Source organism: Mycobacterium sp. (assembly GCF_019243155.1).
Taxonomy (GTDB): Bacteria; Actinomycetota; Actinomycetes; order Mycobacteriales; family Mycobacteriaceae; genus Mycobacterium.
Genome location: NZ_JAFAUS010000193.1, coordinates 14,910 through 33,962 on the forward strand (window position 1 = coordinate 14,910; position 19,053 = coordinate 33,962).

19 protein-coding genes are annotated in these 19,053 nt (G+C 66.3%); 10 read left to right on the forward strand and 9 right to left on the reverse strand.

Going from position 1 to position 19,053, the window contains the following annotated elements:
- The first annotated feature begins 34 nt into the window (after positions 1-34).
- Positions 35-346, forward strand: a complete 312-nt coding sequence (locus JOZ00_RS09445; protein WP_366022282.1) for a DUF732 domain-containing protein — start codon at positions 35-37, stop codon at positions 344-346.
- 7 nt (positions 347-353) lie between these two features.
- Here the strand turns inward: JOZ00_RS09445 and JOZ00_RS09450 are convergent, their stop codons facing one another.
- Genes JOZ00_RS09450 through JOZ00_RS09470 form a run of 5 tightly spaced genes read right to left on the reverse strand, consistent with a single transcriptional unit; the run spans position 354 to position 6,127 of the window.
- Positions 354-1,862 (reverse strand): AMP-binding protein, encoded by a 1,509-nt coding sequence (locus JOZ00_RS09450; RefSeq protein ID WP_293342941.1) that lies wholly within the window; start codon positions 1,860-1,862, stop codon positions 354-356.
- Positions 1,859-2,794, reverse strand: coding sequence for an acyl-CoA dehydrogenase family protein (locus tag JOZ00_RS09455; protein ID WP_293342944.1), 936 nt, complete (start codon positions 2,792-2,794; stop codon positions 1,859-1,861). Before JOZ00_RS09455 ends, JOZ00_RS09450 begins: the two co-directional genes overlap by 4 nt.
- Positions 2,791-3,948 carry an acyl-CoA dehydrogenase family protein gene (locus JOZ00_RS09460; protein WP_293342947.1) on the reverse strand — a complete coding sequence of 386 codons (1,158 nt, stop codon included), beginning with the start codon at positions 3,946-3,948 and terminating at the stop codon, positions 2,791-2,793. Before JOZ00_RS09460 ends, JOZ00_RS09455 begins: the two co-directional genes overlap by 4 nt.
- Positions 3,945-5,039, reverse strand: coding sequence for an acyl-CoA dehydrogenase family protein (locus tag JOZ00_RS09465; RefSeq protein ID WP_293343010.1), 1,095 nt, complete (start codon positions 5,037-5,039; stop codon positions 3,945-3,947). The genes JOZ00_RS09460 and JOZ00_RS09465 overlap by 4 nt, the downstream gene beginning before the upstream one ends.
- The gene (locus tag JOZ00_RS09470) at positions 5,036-6,127 is read right to left on the reverse strand and encodes an acyl-CoA dehydrogenase family protein (RefSeq protein ID WP_293342950.1); all 1,092 of its coding nucleotides are present in this window, start codon (positions 6,125-6,127) and stop codon (positions 5,036-5,038) included. The genes JOZ00_RS09465 and JOZ00_RS09470 overlap by 4 nt, the downstream gene beginning before the upstream one ends.
- A gap of 77 nt (positions 6,128-6,204) precedes the next feature.
- On the opposite strand from JOZ00_RS09470, the gene JOZ00_RS09475 reads away from it, so the two are divergent.
- Complete coding sequence (locus JOZ00_RS09475; protein WP_293342953.1) at positions 6,205-7,062, forward strand: LLM class flavin-dependent oxidoreductase; 858 nt, start codon at positions 6,205-6,207, stop codon at positions 7,060-7,062.
- Here the strand turns inward: JOZ00_RS09475 and JOZ00_RS09480 are convergent.
- Together JOZ00_RS09480 and JOZ00_RS09485 are read right to left on the reverse strand one after the other, a co-directional pair.
- Entirely contained in the window at positions 7,040-7,768 is a 729-nt protein-coding gene (locus JOZ00_RS09480; RefSeq protein WP_293342956.1) for an SDR family oxidoreductase, read from the reverse strand. The genes JOZ00_RS09475 and JOZ00_RS09480 overlap by 23 nt on opposite strands.
- Before the next feature lie 19 nt (positions 7,769-7,787).
- The gene (locus tag JOZ00_RS09485) at positions 7,788-8,609 is read right to left on the reverse strand and encodes an FCD domain-containing protein (RefSeq protein ID WP_293342959.1); all 822 of its coding nucleotides are present in this window, start codon (positions 8,607-8,609) and stop codon (positions 7,788-7,790) included.
- Between the two features lie 94 nt (positions 8,610-8,703).
- Between JOZ00_RS09485 and JOZ00_RS09490 the strand changes: the two genes are divergently transcribed.
- Together JOZ00_RS09490 and JOZ00_RS09495 are read left to right on the forward strand one after the other, a co-directional pair.
- On the forward strand, positions 8,704-11,106 hold the full coding sequence (locus JOZ00_RS09490) for a CoA transferase (protein WP_293342962.1): 2,403 nt from the start codon (positions 8,704-8,706) through the stop codon (positions 11,104-11,106).
- A 19-nt stretch (positions 11,107-11,125) separates the two neighbouring features.
- Positions 11,126-11,317, forward strand: coding sequence for a ferredoxin (locus tag JOZ00_RS09495; RefSeq protein ID WP_293342965.1), 192 nt, complete (start codon positions 11,126-11,128; stop codon positions 11,315-11,317).
- 1 nt (position 11,318) lies between these two features.
- Here JOZ00_RS09495 and JOZ00_RS09500 read toward each other — a convergent pair whose 3' ends face one another.
- Entirely contained in the window at positions 11,319-12,569 is a 1,251-nt protein-coding gene (locus JOZ00_RS09500) for a cytochrome P450 (protein WP_293342968.1), read from the reverse strand.
- Between the two features lie 169 nt (positions 12,570-12,738).
- Between JOZ00_RS09500 and JOZ00_RS09505 the strand changes: the two genes are divergently transcribed.
- From JOZ00_RS09505 to JOZ00_RS09530, 6 genes are all read left to right on the forward strand, one after another.
- Positions 12,739-13,866, forward strand: coding sequence for a Rieske 2Fe-2S domain-containing protein (locus tag JOZ00_RS09505; protein WP_293342971.1), 1,128 nt, complete (start codon positions 12,739-12,741; stop codon positions 13,864-13,866).
- 11 nt (positions 13,867-13,877) lie between these two features.
- Positions 13,878-15,464 (forward strand): AMP-binding protein, encoded by a 1,587-nt coding sequence (locus JOZ00_RS09510; protein WP_293342974.1) that lies wholly within the window; start codon positions 13,878-13,880, stop codon positions 15,462-15,464.
- 92 nt (positions 15,465-15,556) lie between these two features.
- Positions 15,557-15,982, forward strand: a complete 426-nt coding sequence (locus JOZ00_RS09515) for a nuclear transport factor 2 family protein (RefSeq protein ID WP_293342977.1) — start codon at positions 15,557-15,559, stop codon at positions 15,980-15,982.
- Between the two features lie 13 nt (positions 15,983-15,995).
- Entirely contained in the window at positions 15,996-16,526 is a 531-nt protein-coding gene (locus JOZ00_RS09520; protein ID WP_293342980.1) for a MaoC family dehydratase N-terminal domain-containing protein, read from the forward strand.
- Positions 16,523-16,978, forward strand: coding sequence for a MaoC family dehydratase (locus tag JOZ00_RS09525; protein WP_293342983.1), 456 nt, complete (start codon positions 16,523-16,525; stop codon positions 16,976-16,978). The genes JOZ00_RS09520 and JOZ00_RS09525 overlap by 4 nt, the downstream gene beginning before the upstream one ends.
- The gene (locus JOZ00_RS09530; RefSeq protein ID WP_293342985.1) at positions 16,959-17,501 is read left to right on the forward strand and encodes a maleylpyruvate isomerase family mycothiol-dependent enzyme; all 543 of its coding nucleotides are present in this window, start codon (positions 16,959-16,961) and stop codon (positions 17,499-17,501) included. Before JOZ00_RS09525 ends, JOZ00_RS09530 begins: the two co-directional genes overlap by 20 nt.
- Here JOZ00_RS09530 and JOZ00_RS09535 read toward each other — a convergent pair.
- Positions 17,496-18,962, reverse strand: a complete 1,467-nt coding sequence (locus JOZ00_RS09535; RefSeq protein WP_293342988.1) for an aldehyde dehydrogenase — start codon at positions 18,960-18,962, stop codon at positions 17,496-17,498. The two genes, JOZ00_RS09530 and JOZ00_RS09535, sit on opposite strands and share 6 nt — an antisense overlap.
- Positions 18,963-19,053: the final 91 nt, after the last annotated feature.

A 19,053-nucleotide genomic window follows, 5' to 3' on the forward strand; every position in this document is an offset into this window, starting at 1 on the left:
ACCCCATTGGCTGGCCGGACTGACCATCCCCGTGATGGCCGGTGCCGCCCTGCTGAGCAGTGCCGCGGTCGCGACCGCCACCCCCGCTGATGACGCGTACTTCGCCCAACTGCACGCCGCCGGCTTCACGTGGCCGCCGAAGACCGAAGAGGCGCTCATCGGGGAGGCGCACCTCGTCTGTTACGACCTGACGTGGGGTTGGACACCACAGCAGATCGCCGACGAAATTCACTCCAACCTGGACGCGAAGGGCGTCACGCTGTTGGACGCGGGAACCTTGACGAACGCCGCACACTCGGCGTATTGCCCCGGCAACGTGTGCGACGCGCCAACCCTTTGCACCTGACGGGCGCTCAGCCGCCCCTGGCCGCGATCATCGCCGACCGGTTGACCTTGGTGGCCGCGGTGCGGGGGATGGCGTCGACGAACTCGACGGTCTTGGGCGCCTTATAGGGGGCCAGGCGGCTCTTGGCGTAGTCGATCACCTGCTGTTCGGTCAGCGGGCCGTCGCCATCGGTATGGGCGAGCTGCACCACCGCGTGCACCCTGCGCCCCCACTGTTGGTCGGCGAGTCCGATGACCACGACGTCGGCGATGCCCGGATGACCCGATAGCGCGGATTCGACTTCCGCCGGAAAGACATTGGCGCCACCGGAGACGATCATGTCGACGCGGCGGTCGACGATGTAGAGGTAGCCGTCCTCGTCCAGGTGACCGATGTCGCCGGCGGAGCGGAAGCCGTCGTCGGTCGACGGGAGCGGCGGCGCCCCACCCAGGTAGCGGTATCCCGCACTCATCGCCGCGCGCAGGTACACGTCGCCGTCCTCGCCGGGACCCAGCGGTTGCTTATCGGCGTCGAGGATCCTGATCTCGGTGTCCCGGAATCCGCGGCCGACGCTGCCCGGGTGGGCAAGCCACTCGTCGCCGCGCAAAGCGGTGAGCCCCAGGTTCTCCGTCATGCCGTAGGCCGTCACGATCTGTTCCGGACTGAGCAACTCGAACCAGGTGTGCAGCAGCGACGGCGGCATCACCGCGGCCCCCTGCAGGATGAAGACGACGCTGGACAAGTCTCGCTGCCGGACGTCCGGGCGGGCCGCGATGCGCGCCAGCATGGTGGGCGTGGCCGTGAAGTTGGTGATCCGATAGCGTTCGATGACATCCAAAACCAGTGCTGCATCGAACTTTTCGAGTATCACCAGGTGGTCACCGGCCAGCAGCATGAGGAACGTGGCGAAGCCGTTGGTGTGATACATCGGCGCCGGCACCATAATGGTCTGCGGCTGAGCAACCGGTGTCCAGTTCGACATGAACGGTTCGCCTTGCTGCGGAATCCACAGCGACGGCGCCAAGTTGAGGATCACCTTGGGCACGCCGGTTGAACCGCTGCTGCAGATGCCGTTAGCCGTCGGGGAAACGGCCACGGGCAGTGCGTCATCGGACTCGCCGGCCGCGCGTGCGTCGAGATCCCAACGGCTCTTTTCGTCGACGACGACGTCAGGGTTGATCACCTCGCGAACCCGGTCCCGCTCCCATTCGGGTAGGTCCCAGTGCATCGGTATGGGTACGGCGCCGATCTTCCAGCACCCGAGCACGGCCAGCACCAGGTGGACGGAGTTCGGGATCGCAAGTGCGACAAGAGAACCCGTCTGAGCGCCGGTGGCGGTGAAGGCACGCCCCCACTGGTTGGCGCGGGCATCGAGTTCACCGAAGGTCAGCGAGGTTGCGGAGCCGTCCAGTGCGACCACCGTGACACCCGCGTCGTCGCGGCGCTCTTCAGCGAGCTCTCGAAGCTTGGTGCAGAAAGGAATTCCGTCCGCGAAGGGGTTGGGGGACGCCCCCTCCGTGACGGGTTGGGTGCTCACGCCGATACCGGCCTGCTGAACAACGTTTCGAGGGAGCCGTCGGGGACGGCGGGTACGAGGCGCAGCGCAAGCTCCTCGGCGCCGAGCGGCAACCGGATCAGCGGTTGGGTGTGCCGGTCGAGCACGCTGACATCGGACTCGTCGCAGAAACCGAGGGCGCCGAGAAGTTGGTGCGAGCTGCGCAGCACCTGCCGCGCGGTGTCGGCCGCCTTGAGCCGAAGCACGAGTGCGTCGGACGAACGCACTTGCCAGGGCACCGATTCGGGACGCGAGATGGTGAATTTGGCGAGTTCGTGCAGCCCGCGCACCGCTACGGCGGCGTCCGCGATGGCGAACCTGACGGCCTGGAAGTCGGCCAGTGGCTTGCCGAATTGAATGCGGGCGCGCACATGGTCGCTGACGATCTGCAGCGATTGCTGCATCGCCCCCAGAATCCGCCATGATCCCAGCACGAGATGAAGGTTAACGTCCGCGGCAGGCACGGTTCCATCGGGTGCGCTCAGGGTGGCGGGGACCAGAAACGGCCCCAGCTTCGCGTTCGTCCGGGACGCGAGCTCCGCGCGGTAGCGGTTGCCGTCCAGGTCCGCCGCGATCCAGTCGCCGGGCAGGTCGCCGTGGTCGATGCGTGGCCCCTCGGGATTGACCAGGGCCAGTCGCGCGCCGTCGATCGCCAGCAGCTCTTCGACGAGGGGGTAGGGCAGCGCCGTCGCGCCGGCGGCCTGACAGAGCACCGCGGCGGCCAACACGTCGTCGCCCCCGGCCCGGACGTCGAGTTCGAACGCACCCACATCGTTCAGGGCCGCCCGGGCGGACTGCCGGATCGTGTCGTCGGCCTCGGCGCGCAGTGCGGCAGGCGGGCCGCCCAGCCGGGTGAGCCGCTTGGTGGCGACGGCTGCGAAGTCGCTGATGTCTTGTGGTAGATCGGTTTTCACCGGTGCTCTCCCAATACGTCTCTGGCCACCAGCATGCGCTGCACCTCGATGGTGCCCGATGCCACGGTGGCTGCCTGTGCGTAACGCCAATGGTCTTCGATCGCGCCGTGCAGCGCCGCGGACGTGCCGCTGTCCAGTGCGGTCGGGCCCAGCACGTCGAACAGCAGCTCGGCGACGAGCTGATCGCACGTCGTGGTGATGATGCGCGCCGCACTGGCGGCCGCGCCCGCTGCCGCGGCGTCCTGCAGGGACACGGCCCGGTAGGCCAGCAGTCGCGCCACCCGCAGGTCGACCAGCGCCCGTACCCAACGGGTGCGAATCGTTTCGGGCAACTCGTCCCACTCGTCCCCGAGTTGGGTGCGCATCCGTTCCAGCAGCGACTCGCACCGGGCGTACCGCGCGATGCCCACCCGTTCGAAAGCCAGCGCCTCGCGCATCACCCGCCACCCGTCGCCGACCTCGCCGAGGACGTCGCCGGGGAACGCCTGCACATCATCTAAGAACATCTCGTTGAGATGATGCGGTCCCAGCATCGACGGGATCGGCCGGACGGTGAAGCCGGCCCGGTCCATCGGAATCAGAAACAGCGTGAGCCGCTTGTTCTTTGGGGCCTCGGGCTCGGTGCACGCGGCCAGCACGCACCACGATGCCATCAGCGCGTACGACGTCCACACCTTCTGGCCGTTGATCCGCCAACCGTCGCTGTCGGGCACCGCGCGGGTGCGTAACGACACGAGATCCGTCCCGGCCTCCGGCTCGGAGAATCCCTGGCACCAGATCACATCCCCGGCCGCGATCGCGGCCAGGTGCTTGGACTTCTGCTCGTCCGTCCCGTAGCGCATGAGCGCCGGACCGACCCAGTTGATCCCCATGTACTGCGGCCCGCGGGGCTCGTGCTGTGCCCACATCTCCTCGCGCAGCACCGTCTGCTGCCAGACCGAACCACCGCCGCCGCCATGCTCTTTCGGCCACGCCAGCGCCAGCAGGCCCTCGGTGGCGAGCAGTTTGCAGAACGTCTCGGTGGTGGCCAGGTCCTGCGGGTTCTCGGTACAGGCACCGAGGAAGTCGGCGGGGATATGGTTGGCAACCAGCTCGCGCAAGTGGTTTCGCAGTTGTCCGGCGTCGTCGCCGAGGTCGTAGTCCATATTCGTCATCCCTTCGGCAACCCGAGCAGCCGCTCGGCGATGATATTGCGCTGCACCTCTGACGTACCGCCGTAGATGGTCGCGGCCAACGCGTCCTGACGTTCGAACAGCAGATCCGGGTCGCCGGCCGAATGTGGGCCCGCGGCGGCGGCGCTCAGCTCCCAAACCCGTTGCAAGGTAACCGATCCGAGCAGCTTCATGATGTCGGCCTCCGGGCTGGGGCGACCGGCAAGCTCGTTGTTCAGGGCGCGGTATCCGGTGGCGCGCAGCGCTTCAGCATCGGCGAGCAGCGAGCCGTATTCCGTGTAGAGGTCCGAATCTTGATTGCCCTGTACCGAGTCCAGCCCGCGCTTGATCTCGACCCAGTTCATAATCCAGATCATCTGGCGTTCGTGGTGCAGCGACGACATCGCGACGTTCCACCCGGCGTTGAGCGGCCCCAGCAAGTTCTCCGCCGGAATTTCGACGTCGTCGAGGAAGACCTCGCAGAAGGTTTCGTCGGAGATCGAGGACATCCGGATGGGTTCGATCCTGACCCCGGGCGATTGCAGGTCCAGGATGAGGCAGGAGATGCCGCGGTGTTTGCGTGCCTCCGGATCGGTGCGGACATAGAGTGTGCACCAACGCGATTCGTGGGCCTGGGTGGTCCAGATCTTGTGGCCGTTGACCCGGAATGCGTCCCCGTCGAGTTCGGCCCTCGTGCGCAGACCGGCGAAGTCCGATCCGGCCTCCGGCTCGGACATGCCCAGCGCCCACCACTCGTCGCCGCGAAGAAGCGGGACGAGCAGACGCTCGATCTGTTCGGGCGTGCCGAACTGGCGGATGCCGGGGGCCGCGACACCCGGGCCCGCGATGTTGGGCAGCTTGGGCGCGGACCGCGTCGCCGCCTCGATCCGGACTTCCATCGCGTCGCGCAAGCCAAGCGAGCGGCCGCCGTGCTCGCGCGGCCAGGTCGGCTGTAACCAGCCGGCCTCGAAGGCAGCGCGTTGGTAGTCGCGCCGCAACGGAATATCCCAGCGGTACTCGCGATACTTCTCGTAGTAATCATCGGGCAGGAATTCGACCAACCACGAGCCGAATTCCTCGACGATGGCGCTCATGGGCACCGCTGACACGATCGGCGGCCCACCTCGTGATAGAGGGCGCGGCTGTCCCCGAGCATCGCGGTGCCCTGCCAGGCGCGCCGCACAAAGAGGTGGGCGTCGTGCTCCCACGTCTGCCCCAGGGCGCCGTGCACCTGGACCGCGGTGCGCGCGCAGTTCGTTGCCGCGTCGCCGGCCGCGGCCTTGGCCAGCGCGGCGGCCGTCCACAGATCGGCGGGTGGCGTGGCCGGATCGGCCAGCCGTGCGGCCGCAGCGTAGGTGAGGCTGCGGGCGCGTTCCAGGCTCACGTAGTTGTCGGCCAGCGCATGCTTGATGCCCTGGAACGCGCCGATCGGCTTGCCGAATTGGTGTCGCGCCTTCGCGTGCTCGACCGAGCGATTCAGCGCGGCACCCGCCACGCCGACCAGGTCGGCCGCCGCCGCCAGCAGCGGCGCGGTCAACGCCGATTCAAGTTCCACTTTCGCGGTCGCCAGCGGCTCGACGTCGACCTCGACGTCCGACACCGGTTGGGCGGGATCGATGGACTCGGCCACGGGCAGCACGGTCACTCCACTGCCACAGCTTGCGACCGCGGCCACGGTGTCGCCGTCGTCGGAACGTGCCAGCGTGACGATCAGCTCCGCGCGCGACAGATTGGGCACCGCGACCGCCCGGCCGCGCAAGCGGCCCGAACTCAGCGCCATCGGTGCCCCGGGCAGTCGCGACCCCGCACCGTGGACGGCCAGGGTGGCGACGACGCCGCTCGCGATGTCGGTGAGAACCGCGTCAAGCCCGGTGCCGCGCAACGCTCCGGCGGCCAAACCGACGCTGCTCAGCAACGGAATTGGCGCGATGGCGGCACCGCATTCCTCGAGGACCAAAGCCAGCTCGACCGGCCCGTACTCATCGGCCCCTTCCTCTGAAGGGGCGGCAAGCTCCGTCCAGCCGAGATCGACGACGGTCTTCCACAGCGTGCGCCAGCGGTCGGGGTCGGCGCCCGCTTCGTCGAGGGCCTGCCGCGCAACATCGGGCGGGCACTCGGTGCGTAAGATGTCGCGCACGGTGGCGCGCAGCGACAGCTGCTCAGAGTTCAGTCCGACATCCATAAGACCCCTAACATAATAAAGATAGTAAACTAGGGCACCTCGTGCAATTGCAGGAGAGCTGACGCATAGGTGGGCGCATGGTCGAGTGGTATCTGTTCCTGCCGCAGGTGCGGTTGTCGGCGGCCGACATCGCGGAGCGCGCATCGCACGCCGAGGCCAGTGGTTTCGACGGAATGGCGTTCATCGATCACCTCGAGGCGCCCGGGCTTCCCGACCAAAGTATTTGGGAGGCAATGGGCATCGCCACCTGGGTGGCGGCCAAGACCGAGCGGTTACGGATCGGGCACCTCGTCCTGTGCGACGCGTTCCGGCATCCCGCAGTGCTCGCCAAGCAAGCCGTCACCCTGTCCGACGCGTCGGGCGGCCGATTCGACCTGGGCGTCGGCGCAGGATCGTGGCCCGCGGAGTTCACCAGATTCGATGTCGGCCAGCAAGATCCGGTGGCCAGGGTGGAACAGCTCGACCGGCACCTGGCGCTGATGAGGCAGTACTGGGGCGACGATGCGCAGGCCGAGTCGGCCGCGCAAGCCCCGCGACGGTCTTATCCGATACCGCTGGTTCTGGGTGGCACCGGCCGCCGGATGATGGAACTCGTTCGCAGATACGCGGATTGGTGGAATCTGCCGGCGAACCACCTCGACAAATTGCCGAAGCTCGGCCCGGCGGCGGGGTCGGCCCGGCTATCGGTTCAACAGATGATCGGCTTCGTCCGCTCGGGCAGCGATCCCGCCGCGGTGCGCGAGGTGAGCACGCGGCGATTCGGCAATCTGGGATCGGGCCTGGTCTGCGGCGACGCCGGCGAACTGGTCAGCCACTTCAAAGGTTTGGCCGAGCAACGGGTCGAGCGGTTCTACGTGTGGTTCGCCGATTTCGCCGTGCCGGATTCACTGCACGAATTCGGTGAAACGGTGATCAAGGCGTTCCCCGCGTCGTAGCCGCGCGCCGCCGGGCTTCCGTGGGGACGATCGGAGGCCGGGCGTAAGGACCCCGTTGCACCGCGGACAGCCGGATCTCCGGCAGGTCGACGGACGGCTGCACGGTGTCCAGCCAGGCCACCGCCTCCGCGACATCGGACACCTGTATCGCGTACATCTCGAAGGGAACGTCTTGCAGCATCTCGGTTTCCACCGGGCCCGGCGTGACGATGTGCACGTTGATGCCGTCGCGGTCGACCTCGAGCGCCAGGGCACGCGCGAACGCGTTCATGCCGGCCTTCGATGCGGAGTAGGCGGTTCTGGCCGGCATCGGCTCGTGCGCCGCCGACGACGAGATGAAGATCAGCCGTGAGCCCGGCCGCATCCGCGGCAGCACGGCCGCGGTCACCACGAAGCACGAATCCAGGTTGGCCGACATGATGGCTTGCCACTGCTCGAAGGTCTGCTTGCGCGCGTACGTTCCGCCCAGCGTGCCGGCGGCGTGCACGACGAGGTCGACCGTCTCCAATGTGCTTATCGCAGCTGAGAATCCGTCGGGATCCGACGCATCGGCCACGATGTAGCGCGCCCCGATCTCTTGCGCAGCCGCCCGCAGCTGGCCTTCGCGGCGAGCCGACAGCACCACGTCGTAACCCAGCTCGGCCAGCTTGCGGCCGCAGCCCTTTCCGATACCGCCACTGCCGCCCGTGACCAATGCGGTTCGCATGACCGTTGCAGACCGCCCGTCAGGAGCGCCGGATGTCGCGCGAACGCGACAACGCCTGCGGCGACAGCGCATAAATCCGTTGGTCATGCTGACCAGAGAGCACGTAGGTTTGCGTGTCCGCCAGATGGCGTCCGGCGATGCGCCGAGCACGGTCGACGTCCCCCTCGGCGATGGTCTCGGTCAGCTTCATGTGTGTGCTGAGCACCGCACGCCGCTGCGTCAACGAGGGATAGGTGCCGCGCGCCGCGCTCTCGTCGGCCCACTGTCGTTCATGGCTGGTCCACAGCGTCTCGAGGCTGCCGACGACCGCGATGATGGTGTGGTTGCCGCAGCCGTGGACGATGAGATCGTGGAATTGGCGGCCGATTTCGGTGAACAGCCGACCGTCTTCGAGGTTCTCGGCCATGGAATCGTTGATCTGCTTGAGTTCGGGAACCAACGTGTCCGCCCGATCCGGTCGCCGCGCGGCCAGCGCCGCACAGGCCGGCTCGAGTTCCTGCAACGCCATGCCGAGGTCGGCGACTTCAACGGATTCGCTCTGCAGTAACAGGCCCAGCATGTAGGCGGCGCTGGTCTTCGCCGGAGCGTGCACGACGGCGCCACCCCGGTTGCCGCGCCGCACCGAAACCAGCCCTTCGGTTTCCAGAATCCGCAGCGCTTCCCGCAGGGAGACCAGGCTGACGTTGAACTGCTCGACGAGCACCTCTTGGCGCGGTAGCAGATCGCCGTCGGCGAGCTCGCCGTCGATGATCTGACGGCGCAACTCGTCGGCTACGATCTCGGCGATCCGCGGCGCCGACAATCGGCGACGGGCGTCGGGGCCAATTCCCAAGGCGGTCATCCGATCCTCGAAGCAACGGCAACTGACTGGCTTAGCTATTTTAGCAGTAATGATATAAATAGCTTCTCTGATCGCGTGTCGATCGGGAGGGCGGGTGCAATTGAGCGAGCGGTCCGAAAGTCGGCCGACGCCGCTGCATGACTTGCGTGTCGTCGAGATCAGTGACCGGATAGCCGGCAGCTACTGCGGGAAGCTGTTGGTCGATGCTGGGGCGCAGGTGCACAAAATCGAACCACCGCAAGGTGATTGGCTGCGCCGATACTCCGCCACCGGTTCGCCGATCGCCGACGGGGCCGATGCACCGTTCTTCAGCTTCCTCAATGCCGGCAAGCGCAGCCTGACGTGCCCCCCGGGTTCGGATCGCTATGAGGCCGAACTCGCCGCCGCCGACGTGGTGATCGTCACGGCGGGGAGGTCGCGGGCCGCGGCCCTGGGCATCGATCCGCAGGGCCTGCTGACAGTCTCCCCGTGCGCGGTCATCGTCTCGATCTCCGACTTCGGCTGGGACGGGCCGTACGCGGACCGCGCCGCCAGCGAATTCACCTTGCAGGCCTGGGCGGGTTCCCCGGGCTTTCGCGGCGATCCGGCCGGGCCCCCGATCGCGATCGGTGGCGACCTGGGGGAGTACATGGGCGGGGTGTACGCCGCGTTCGGTGCACTGGCCGTGCGCCGCCGCGTCGAGCGCCGCGGCTCCGGTGAGCACCTCGATCTGTCCATGCTGGAAGCGATGACCGCGATGCAGAGCAGCGAATGGCTGCACTCGCAACTGCTGCGGGTCCCGCCGATCAGCCGCACCACCGAGGTGCCGTCGATCGAACCCGCCAAGGACGGCTACGTCGGGATCACGATGGTCACCGGGCAGCAGTGGCTCGACTTCGTCGCAATGGTCGAGTGCCCGCAGCTGGAGGAAATCGAACAGCTGCGGTTCCAGATCGGCCGCTGGGCTTATCGCGACCTAATCCGCGAACAGATACACCCCTGGCTGGCCGAACGGACGGTCGGAGAGGTCGTCGAGCTCGGCCAGTTGTTCCGGCTGCCGATCGCTGCGCTGGGCAATGGCTCCACGATCCGGGACATGGAGTACGTGCGGCAGCGTGACGCGTTCGCCCATAACCCCGCCGGTTTTCACCAGCCCCGCCCGCCGTGGCTGATGTCGGCGTGCGCGCCCGCGCCGGTGTCGGATACCGCCGCGGTCGGTGAGGCCGACGCCGAATCACCCTGGCGTAAAGATGAATTCGCGGGTTCACCCGCGTCGCATGAGTTGCCGCTGGCGGGTGTCCGCATCGTCGACCTGACCGCTTTCTGGGCCGGTCCGGCCGCCACCCACCTGTTGGCCGCCTTCGGTGCCGACGTCGTGAAGGTCGAGTCCATTCAGCGACCCGACGGGATCCGATACTCGGGCGGAATGCGCACCGACGTGGACGACTGGTGGGAGTACGGCTGGGTGTTCCAGGCCATGAACACCAACAAGCGTTCGGTCACACTGGATTTGGGTTCCGAGGACGGTCGCCGCCTCTGCACCGAGTTGGTCGCGGGCGCCGACGTCGTAATCGAGAATTTCTCTCCGCGGGTGATGGAGCAGTTCGGGCTCACCGCCGATGTGCTGTTGAAGGTCAACCCGAAACTGGTTTTCGCCCGGATGCCCGCATTCGGTCTGGACGGTCCCTGGCGCGACCGGGTCGGGTTCGCCCCGACCATGGAGCAGATCGCGGGTCTGGCCTGGGTGACCGGGCTGCCCGAGGCCCCGCCGGTGACGCCACGTGGAGCCTGCGACCCGCTGGCCGGCGTGCACGCGGCGTTCGCCGTCCTGGCCGCGCTGATTTTCGCCGAGCACACCGGATCGGGTCAACTGGTCGAACTGCCGATGCTGGAAACGGTGCTCAACGCGACCGCTGTCCAGGCGATCGAATCCGAGGTCTTCGGGATCACGTTGGACCGCCGGGGCAACCGCGGTCACTGCGATTCGATCCAGAACATCTACCGGTGTGCGGATGCCGGTGAGCAGCAAGACAACTGGATCGCGGTCACCGTCCGGGACGACCAGCAATGGGAGGCGCTGGTCGACCTGATGGGCCGGCCGGCGTGGTGCGACGAGGGCCTGTCCACAATTGCGGGACGGCGGGAGCGAGCCGACGACGTCGACGGGCGGCTGCAGGACTGGTTCGGCGGGCAGCCGCGGGACGCGACGGTGGAGCGGCTGGCGGACGCGGGCATTCCTGCCGCGCCCGTGCTGTCCCCGTCGCTGGTGACCGAAAATCCGCAATTGCGCGCCCGTGGCTTTTTCGAAGCGCTGCACCATGCGAGCACGGGGGACGGGCTTTACCCGTGCCCGCCGTTCGCGCTGCTCACCGGACAGAAAGGCTGGCTGCTGCGGCCACCGCCGAGGTTGGGCGAGCACAATGAAGAGATCCTGCGGGATCGGTGCGGGCTCAGCGACGAAGAACTGACGCGCCTCGCGACCAGCGGGGTGATCGGAACCCGACCCAAGGGACTATGAGAGAAGTGGAGGGCAGCGAATGCGTGTGACAGTTGACGAAAACTTGTGCGAGGCCAACGGCTTCTGCGAATCGCTCGCACCCGACGTGTTCGAGTTGGGCGACGAAGACGTGGTGCAGATAGCGGACGGCCCGGTGCCGCCGCGGCTGGAGATCGATGTGCGCGCCGCGGTGGACCAGTGCCCGAAAGCGGCGCTGCGGCTGCAGGATTGATTTACCGGCGCTCGGTCAGCGAAATCGCCATCTCGTCATAGATGGACATGTTGGTGAGCAGGTTCGGGTAGGCCGCCTTGGCCGGACCGAGCGTGATGTCGTTGCAGCGCAACAGCAACTCGTCGAAGACCGCACGAAGCTCGGCGCGCGCGAGCATGGCGCCCAGGCAGTGATGCGGACCGCCCCCGCCGAAGGCCACCTGCGGGTTGGGCTGACGGCCGATATCGAAGGTGAACGGCGACGAGAACACCTCCTCGTCGCGGTTGGCCGAGCGCAGCATCGACACCACCCGCTGGCCCGCCGGGATATGGTGGCCGTCCATCTCGACGTCGATCTTCGCGGTACGCGTCCAGTACGCCACCGGTGACGCCCAGCGCAGCACCTCCTCGACCGCGCCTGCTCGTACCGCTTCCTCGTCGCGATACCGTTCGATCTGCTCGGGATTCGCGACGAACGCCTGCAGTCCGGCCGCGAGTGCGTTCTTGGTGGTGTCGCTGCCGGCGAACCCCAGCACGAAGAAAAAGAACTCGAGTTCGTTGGCGGGCAGACTGAACTCCTCGCCGTCGTCTCCGGTGATCACGGCGGTCGCCAGCGTGCTCCAGATGTCGTCGGTGGGGTCGCGCCGCTTTTGCGCCGTCAGTTCCATCGCGTAGCCGAAGATCGTGGCGTACAGGTCTACTTCTTCTTGCCAGCTCCGCTGCGAATCCGGCGAGTGCGCTTGCAGGATGCGGTCGAAACTCTCGAAGATCCTGGGGCGATCCTCTTCCGGTATGCCGATGATGTCGCCGATGACCGTCATCGGCAGGGTGTCGGCGACGTCCTCGATCCAGTCGCCGCCGCCCGCAAAGAGCAGGCCGTCGATCATTCGCGCGGCGCGAGCCCGGATCCCTTCCTCGAGCTTGGCGATCGCGCGGGGATTGAACGCATTCGAGATGAGTTTGCGCCGCTTGTTGAGCGCCGGTGGATCCATGTTGATTATCGTCGGATACGACGAGAACATGCCCACCGGTTGGATGAGCGGCCCGTCGACGGCGGTGAACGACTCGGCGTCACGATGCAGCCGGACCGCGTGCCGGTGCTTGGTGGCCACCCAGAACTCACGCTGGATGCCGCCGGAAAACAATTGGGCGACCCCGGGCGTCTGATCGTGCTGGAAAAGCGGTGCGGTGCGCCGCAATTCGGCGAACAAGTCGTCGGGAAAGCCGTTGCGCCACAACGACAAGTCGGAGAGATCGACCGTCGCAGCCGGCATAGCAACCTCGCTCTACGAACACCACCGCATCGCGACGGCGGGACGTCGCGTTGACGTTCTATCCTTAAAATAGTAAAAATAGGCTTAGTCGTCGACCTCGGTCGTCCAAACCGCGGTGAGAAAACGGGCGTCCCGGCTCACCTTGGTCCAGGCGGGATACGGAGTACTAGTGACGCATACAATTTCGGACTCGGCCTCTCATTCGGCCGAAGATCCCTCGGAACGTGAGTTCGGGCAGACCGGCATCGCGCTGTCGACCTATCGGTTCCCGACGGGCTGGTTCATCGTCGCCTTCGCATCGGAATTGGAGCCCGGTCAGGTCAAGCGGGCGCACTACTTCGGCGAGGAGATGGTGATCTTCCGGACCGAGTCCGGCGAGGTCCACGTGATGGACGCGTACTGCCAGCACCTGGGCGCCAACATGGGCGTCGGCGGCACCGTGGAGGGCGAGAACATCGTCTGCCCCTGGCATGGCTGGCAGTGGCGCGGCGACGGGTCCAACGCGCTGATCCCGTACAGCAAGATCGGCTGCAAAAACAATGTCCGTGTCCGGACCTACCACAGCACCGAGTGGTACGGCTTCATCTTGGTCTGGCACGAACGCCACGGCCGGGCGCCGTACTGGCAGCCGCCCGTGCTGCCCGAGCTGGAAACCGACGAGTACTACCCGCTGCACCCGCACAGCCGCATGCTCAACAGGGTGAAGGTGCACGCGCAGATGATCATCGAGAACGCCGCCGACCCGTACCACGTGCAATACGTGCACAAGGCGGCGAACCCGGCGAACACCACCTCGTTCGAGGTCTCGGGCTATCACCTGCACGCCACCGTCAGCGCCCACTTCGGCGGCGGCCGCGGGTCGACGTGGCTGACCCCGAACGGTCCGGTCGACGCGAAGATCATCTACGACAACTACTCGCTGGGCCTGGGCATCGTCCGCTTCCCCAGCGAGCTGGTGGCCACCATCGAGGTGACCGGTCAGACGCCGGTCGACGAGGACTACACCGACTACTTCTACACGCAGGCGTCCATCCGCGAGCCCGGCGACAGCGGGGACGCGCCCACCGGCCGCGCGGCCAAGTTCCTTGCGCTGCAGCAAGAGGTCATCAAGCAGGACTTCTTCACGTGGGAGAACATGAAGTATTTGGAGAAGCCGAATCTGGCTCCCGAGGAAGCGCGCGACTACGCGGCGCTACGCCGGTGGGCGCACCGCTTCTATCCCGGAGAGCAACCGTCTACCACCGACTTCGGGTACACCGCCGACGGCGAGCCCGACCCGGCGGCCGCCCCGGCCTGACGGGAAATCTGATGCAGCCCGAGCGGAGCGCACCCTTGGGGCCCTCCGATTTCGGAGTCGACAGTTTCACGGTGCCGGCCGTGCTGGATCGGCGGGCAGAGCAGTACCCGGATCGCGTGATGATGGCGATCGCCGGAGTCGACATCACCTTCGAGCAGATGCGGCTGCGTTCCTGTGCCGCGGCAAAGATGTTGTCCGACTTGGGCGTCGGACGCGGCGATTGTGTGGCGCTGTTCACCGGCACCTGCCCCGAGTGGGTCTACTTCTGGTTGGGTGCGGCGCGCATCGGTGCGGTGAGCGCGGCGGTCAACGCCGCCAACAAGGGCGACTTCCTCACGCACACGCTGCGGTTGTCGCAGGCGAAGGTGATCCTGACCGACACCGAGCGCCGCCCGCGCGTCGACGAGATCGCCGAGGCGTTGGACACCGTGACTGACATTGTGATGCAGGATGATTCGTTGGCCGCCGTCTTGGACAGAGCGACCGACGCTCCCTTCGTCGACAGCCCCGCCGAGGCGACCGAGGTTGGCTGTCTGTTCTACACCTCGGGGACGACCGGACCGTCGAAGGCGGTCGCCACGACATGGCACTACCTGTTCTCGGTTGCCGCGACCGTCACATCGGCGTGGGAATTCGGTGCGGGGGAGGCGCTTTGGACGGCGATGCCGCTGTTTCACCTGAGCGCGGCGCCCAGCGTGCTGGCGCCGATGCTGATCGGTGCGACGACGGTGCTGGCGGGTGCATTTCACCCGGGCCAGGTTTGGGACGACATCCGTGCCTGCGGCGCCGTCGGATTCGCCGGTGCCGGCGCAATGGTTTCGATGCTGGCGAATCTGCCGCCGGATCCACGCGACGCGCAGTTGCCGCTGCGGTTCATCTCCGCCGCGCCCATCGACGCCAAGTCGTACCCCGAGATCGAAAAGCGTTACGGCTGCCGCATTGTCACGATGTACGGAATGACCGAGGCGTTTCCGATCGCCGTCAAGCCCCTGTCCGAGGACGGCGTTCCCGGAACGTCGGGACGGCCGAATCCCAATTTCGACGTGCGCATCCTCGACGATGACGGCCAGCAAGTGCCCAACGGTACCGTCGGGGAAGTCGCGTGCCGACCCAGACACCCGCACGTGATGAGCGAAGGCTATGTGAGCCAGGGCGGGCAGGTTCAGGCGCACCAAGAATGGTTCCGCACGGGCGATCTGGGCCGCCTCGACGCCAACCACAACCTGACTTATCTGGACCGGATAAAGGATTCGCTGCGCAGGCGCGGTGAAAACGTCTCTTCGGTCGAAGTGGAAGCTGTGGTGATGGCCTATCCCGCCGTGGCCGAAGCGGCCGCGGTCGGCGTGCCCAGCGACTTGGGCGAGGACGACATCCTGGTGGTGGTGACGCTGCGGCCCGGTGCCACGTTGGATTGCGCGGGGTTGCTCGATTTCTGCGCCGCCCGGATGCCGTACTTTTGCGTGCCGCGATTCGTCGAGAGAGTCGATGAACTTCCGAAGAATGTCATTGGCCGGGTGCGCAAAGACTTGTTGCGCAATCGAGGATTGAGTTCGGACGCATGGGATCGCGAAAGTCGAGGTTATACCGTTAGCCGCTAAGTTACGCCAATGTTACGTAATCGTCGGAAAGTTACGTTATCGTTACGGCAGTTCCATATTGGCTGTCATGTCCGAGAGGCTGGAGTGCAGAGATGACCATGACCTATCAGGAACAGCAGATGCTCCAGGCCGCCACGGGGCGCGCTGCCATCCTGGATTTGAGCGCGCGACACAACCGGGCGTATTCAGACGGCGATCGCGACCGTTGGATCGCGACCTTCCGCCACGCCGGCGCCAGCTACTCGCGTGACGGCGAGCGGTTCGACGATCTGCGCATGGCGTTCGACGGTGGCGACGGGCAGCGCTTGATCACGGTCGACCACGAGATTCACGTCGACGGAGTCAACGCGAGCCAGCGTTGCGTCGCAGTGCTTTTCGCCGCCATGTACGGTGACACCAACTTGCGGGCCACCGGGGTGTTTCACGACACGCTGACCTACGAGCGCGGCGGTTGGTACTTCACTTCCCGTGCCCTGCGATGGGATTCGGTGCCGAGCCGGCACCCGCTCGTCATGTGAGTTGCACCGCTACGTGGAGCAAGAGCTCAGTTACCAACTGACTTTCGGTACTTACGCGGACGCGCTGCGGATGGTCGGCGCGAAGAATGAGCCGCGCACCGCGGCGACGCCCGTCAATGGTGCGCGCATCCAGTTGTTCGCCTCGATGGTTCACGACGGCAACCGTTCGTATTGGGACACCGAGTTCGCCCGTCAGAGGTGGGGCGGGCTGCTGGCTCCGCCGGCACTGTTGATGGGCTGGCTGGTGCCGCCGCCCTGGCAACCCGGTGGCCGCCCGCCGGCCGCATCGCTTGCCCTGCGAGTCCCGCTGCCGGGCACCACATTCATCAACGCGGCCAACGACGTCGAGTTCTTCGAGCCCGTCGTCGAGGGCGATGTGCTGACCGCCGTCGAGGAACTGGTGTCGGTGTCACCGGAGAAGCAAACGCGGCTGGGCGTCGGCCATTTCGTCGAGACGCTCGATACCTACAGCCGCCAGGACGGGACCGTGGTGGCCACTAGTCGAAACACTCTGTTCCGCTTCACCCCTGGAGCACCGTCTTGACCGGTGAGGATCTGGACTGGAATGAGATCACCGTTCCGGTCGACCTGCCCGAGGTGATCGACCCCATCAGCTATCAGCGGGTCGTGGAGAACTCCGGTGCGACATGGGACTACTTCCCGGGCCATTTCGATCCGGAATACGCTCGGGGCCAAGGTAATCCGACGATCTACGTTAACACGATGCATCTGGCCGGTTTCGCCGACCGGGTCGCGACCGATTGGGCGGGCCCGGGCAGTCGCGTGGTGCGGCGTTCCATGCGACTGGCCGGCTCGATCTACGCCGGCGACACGATGATCGGCCGGGCCCGCGCGGTGGGCAAGCGGTGCGACACCTCGAAGGACCCGCCCCGCTACCTGATCGACATCGAGATCCAGGTCGTCAATCAGCATGGCGCACTGTGCTGCCCGGTCGAGTTGACATTGCAGATGCCGAATGTCGCACCCGACCGATGATGCGGTAATCGCACTGCACCTCGCGGTCTGTCGACGTTTCGGTGAGGCCGTGCGGTCGGCGCACGGCAAGTGGGATCGGCAGTCACCGTGCGACGAGTGGGACGCCCGCGCGGTACTCGAGCACGTGATCGGTTTTCACGACGTACTGGTGCTGCGTCCACTCGGCTTGAAACCAGACCGGCCACGGGAGGATCCGCAGCTGCGTTGGCAACTGACCTACGCTGCGCTGTCCGAGGCCCTGGTACCCGGTTCGCAGTTGGATACGGCCGGGCTGATACCGAAACTGACCCGCGACGTTCTGGTGCACACCTGGGACCTCGCCCGCGCGGTGGGGGCCGACGATCGGCTCGATCCGCAATGGTGCGAGCTGTGCTGCGCCGACTTGCCCGCCGATTCAGCGGGTTTGGTCGCGTCCGGGATGTTCAAGGCTCCGGTTCTAGTGGATGACGCCGAAAGTGACTACCAGACAAGGCTTCTCGCGCGGGTCGGTCGCGATCCCTCCTGGCGGCCGCGAGCTTTATAGCGGCGGTAACGTCCCCTTGGCGATCACCGTCTGGAGCTCGACGTATTCGTCCAACCCCTCGGGCCCGAACTCGCGGCCGATGCCCGAGTGCTTGAAACCACCGAACGGGCTGCCGATGTCGAGCGTGTACATGTTGATCCCGTAAGTGCCGGCACGCACCCTGGCGGCCACTTCGAGGCCGTGGGCGACGTCCGCCGTCCACACCGAACCGGCCAGGCCGTAATCGCTTTCGTTGGCGATGCGCAGCGCGTCTTCTTCGTCGCGGTAGCGCAGCACGGTCAGCACCGGGCCGAAGATCTCCTCGCGGGCGATGCGCATGTCGTTGGTGGCGTCGGTGAAAAGCGTGGGCCGCACGTACCAGCCCGTCTCTTTGTCGGTATCGAGGCCGCCGAGCACGATGCGGGCGCCCTCGCTCTGGCCGGACCGGATGTACTCCTGGACCGTGTGTTGGTGGCGCTTCGCGAACATCGGTCCGATGTCGGTTTCCTCGTCTGCGGGATCGCCGACCTGCAGGCCGGACATCATTTCGGCGAGTGCGTCGACGACTTCGTCATGGCGCTGTTCGCTGACCAGGATTCGGGTCTGCGCGACGCAGGCCTGCCCGTTGTTCATCAGGCTGGCCGATTTCAGCGACGCGACGGTTTTGCCGATATCGGCGTCGTCGAGGATGATCGCCGCGGATTTACCGCCGAGTTCGAGGCTCACCCGCTTGAGCTGCTCGCCGCAGAGCGTGGCGATTCGGCGCCCGACGGCACTGGAACCGGTGAATGAGACCTTGTCCACGCCGGGATGGCGCACCAGAGCTTCGCCGACATCTGTCCCACCGGGCAGCACGGACACCACCCCGTCGGGAAGGCCGATCTGCTCAATCATTTCGGCCAACCACAAAGCGTCCAACGGTGTTTCGGGTGCGGGCTTGATGATTACCGTGCAGCCGGCGATCAGGGCCGGAATCAGCTTGGGCATGATCAGGAACTGCGGCACGTTCCACGGCACGATCGCCGCGACCACCCCGACCGGCGCGCGGCGCAGGTGCACTTCGCCGAGCACACCGTGGCGGCGTTCGGCCCACGGGAAGTCACAGGCGGCGGCCAGCGTGAGGTGAATCATCGCGGCCGCGGCCGCCCCTTGACCCATCCGGCTGAAGCTGCGCGGGGACCCCATTTCGTCGGTGATCAGGTCGGCCATCTCGTCGACATTCCCGGCATAGATCGCCGCGAGCTCTTCGACTTTGGCCATCCGCTCGGCATGGGTCAGTCGTGGCCACGGGCCGTGGTCGAATGCCTGTCGTGCGGCGGCGACGGCGGCATCGACATCCTCGGGACCGGCCACTTGGACGTGACCGATCGGCTCTTCGGAATGTGGCGAGATGACGGCGAGCTGCTGCGGATTGGCGGCCTTGCGCCACTGCCCCCCGATGAACAGTTCGTTATAGGAACGATGGCCGGAATTCTCTGTCATCGGGGCACTTCCTTGCGGCAGGGGCGGTGCGGGATGAGACCGTGACCGTAATTTCGCTATTGACGCTAACATAGCGAAAAAAGCAGGATTG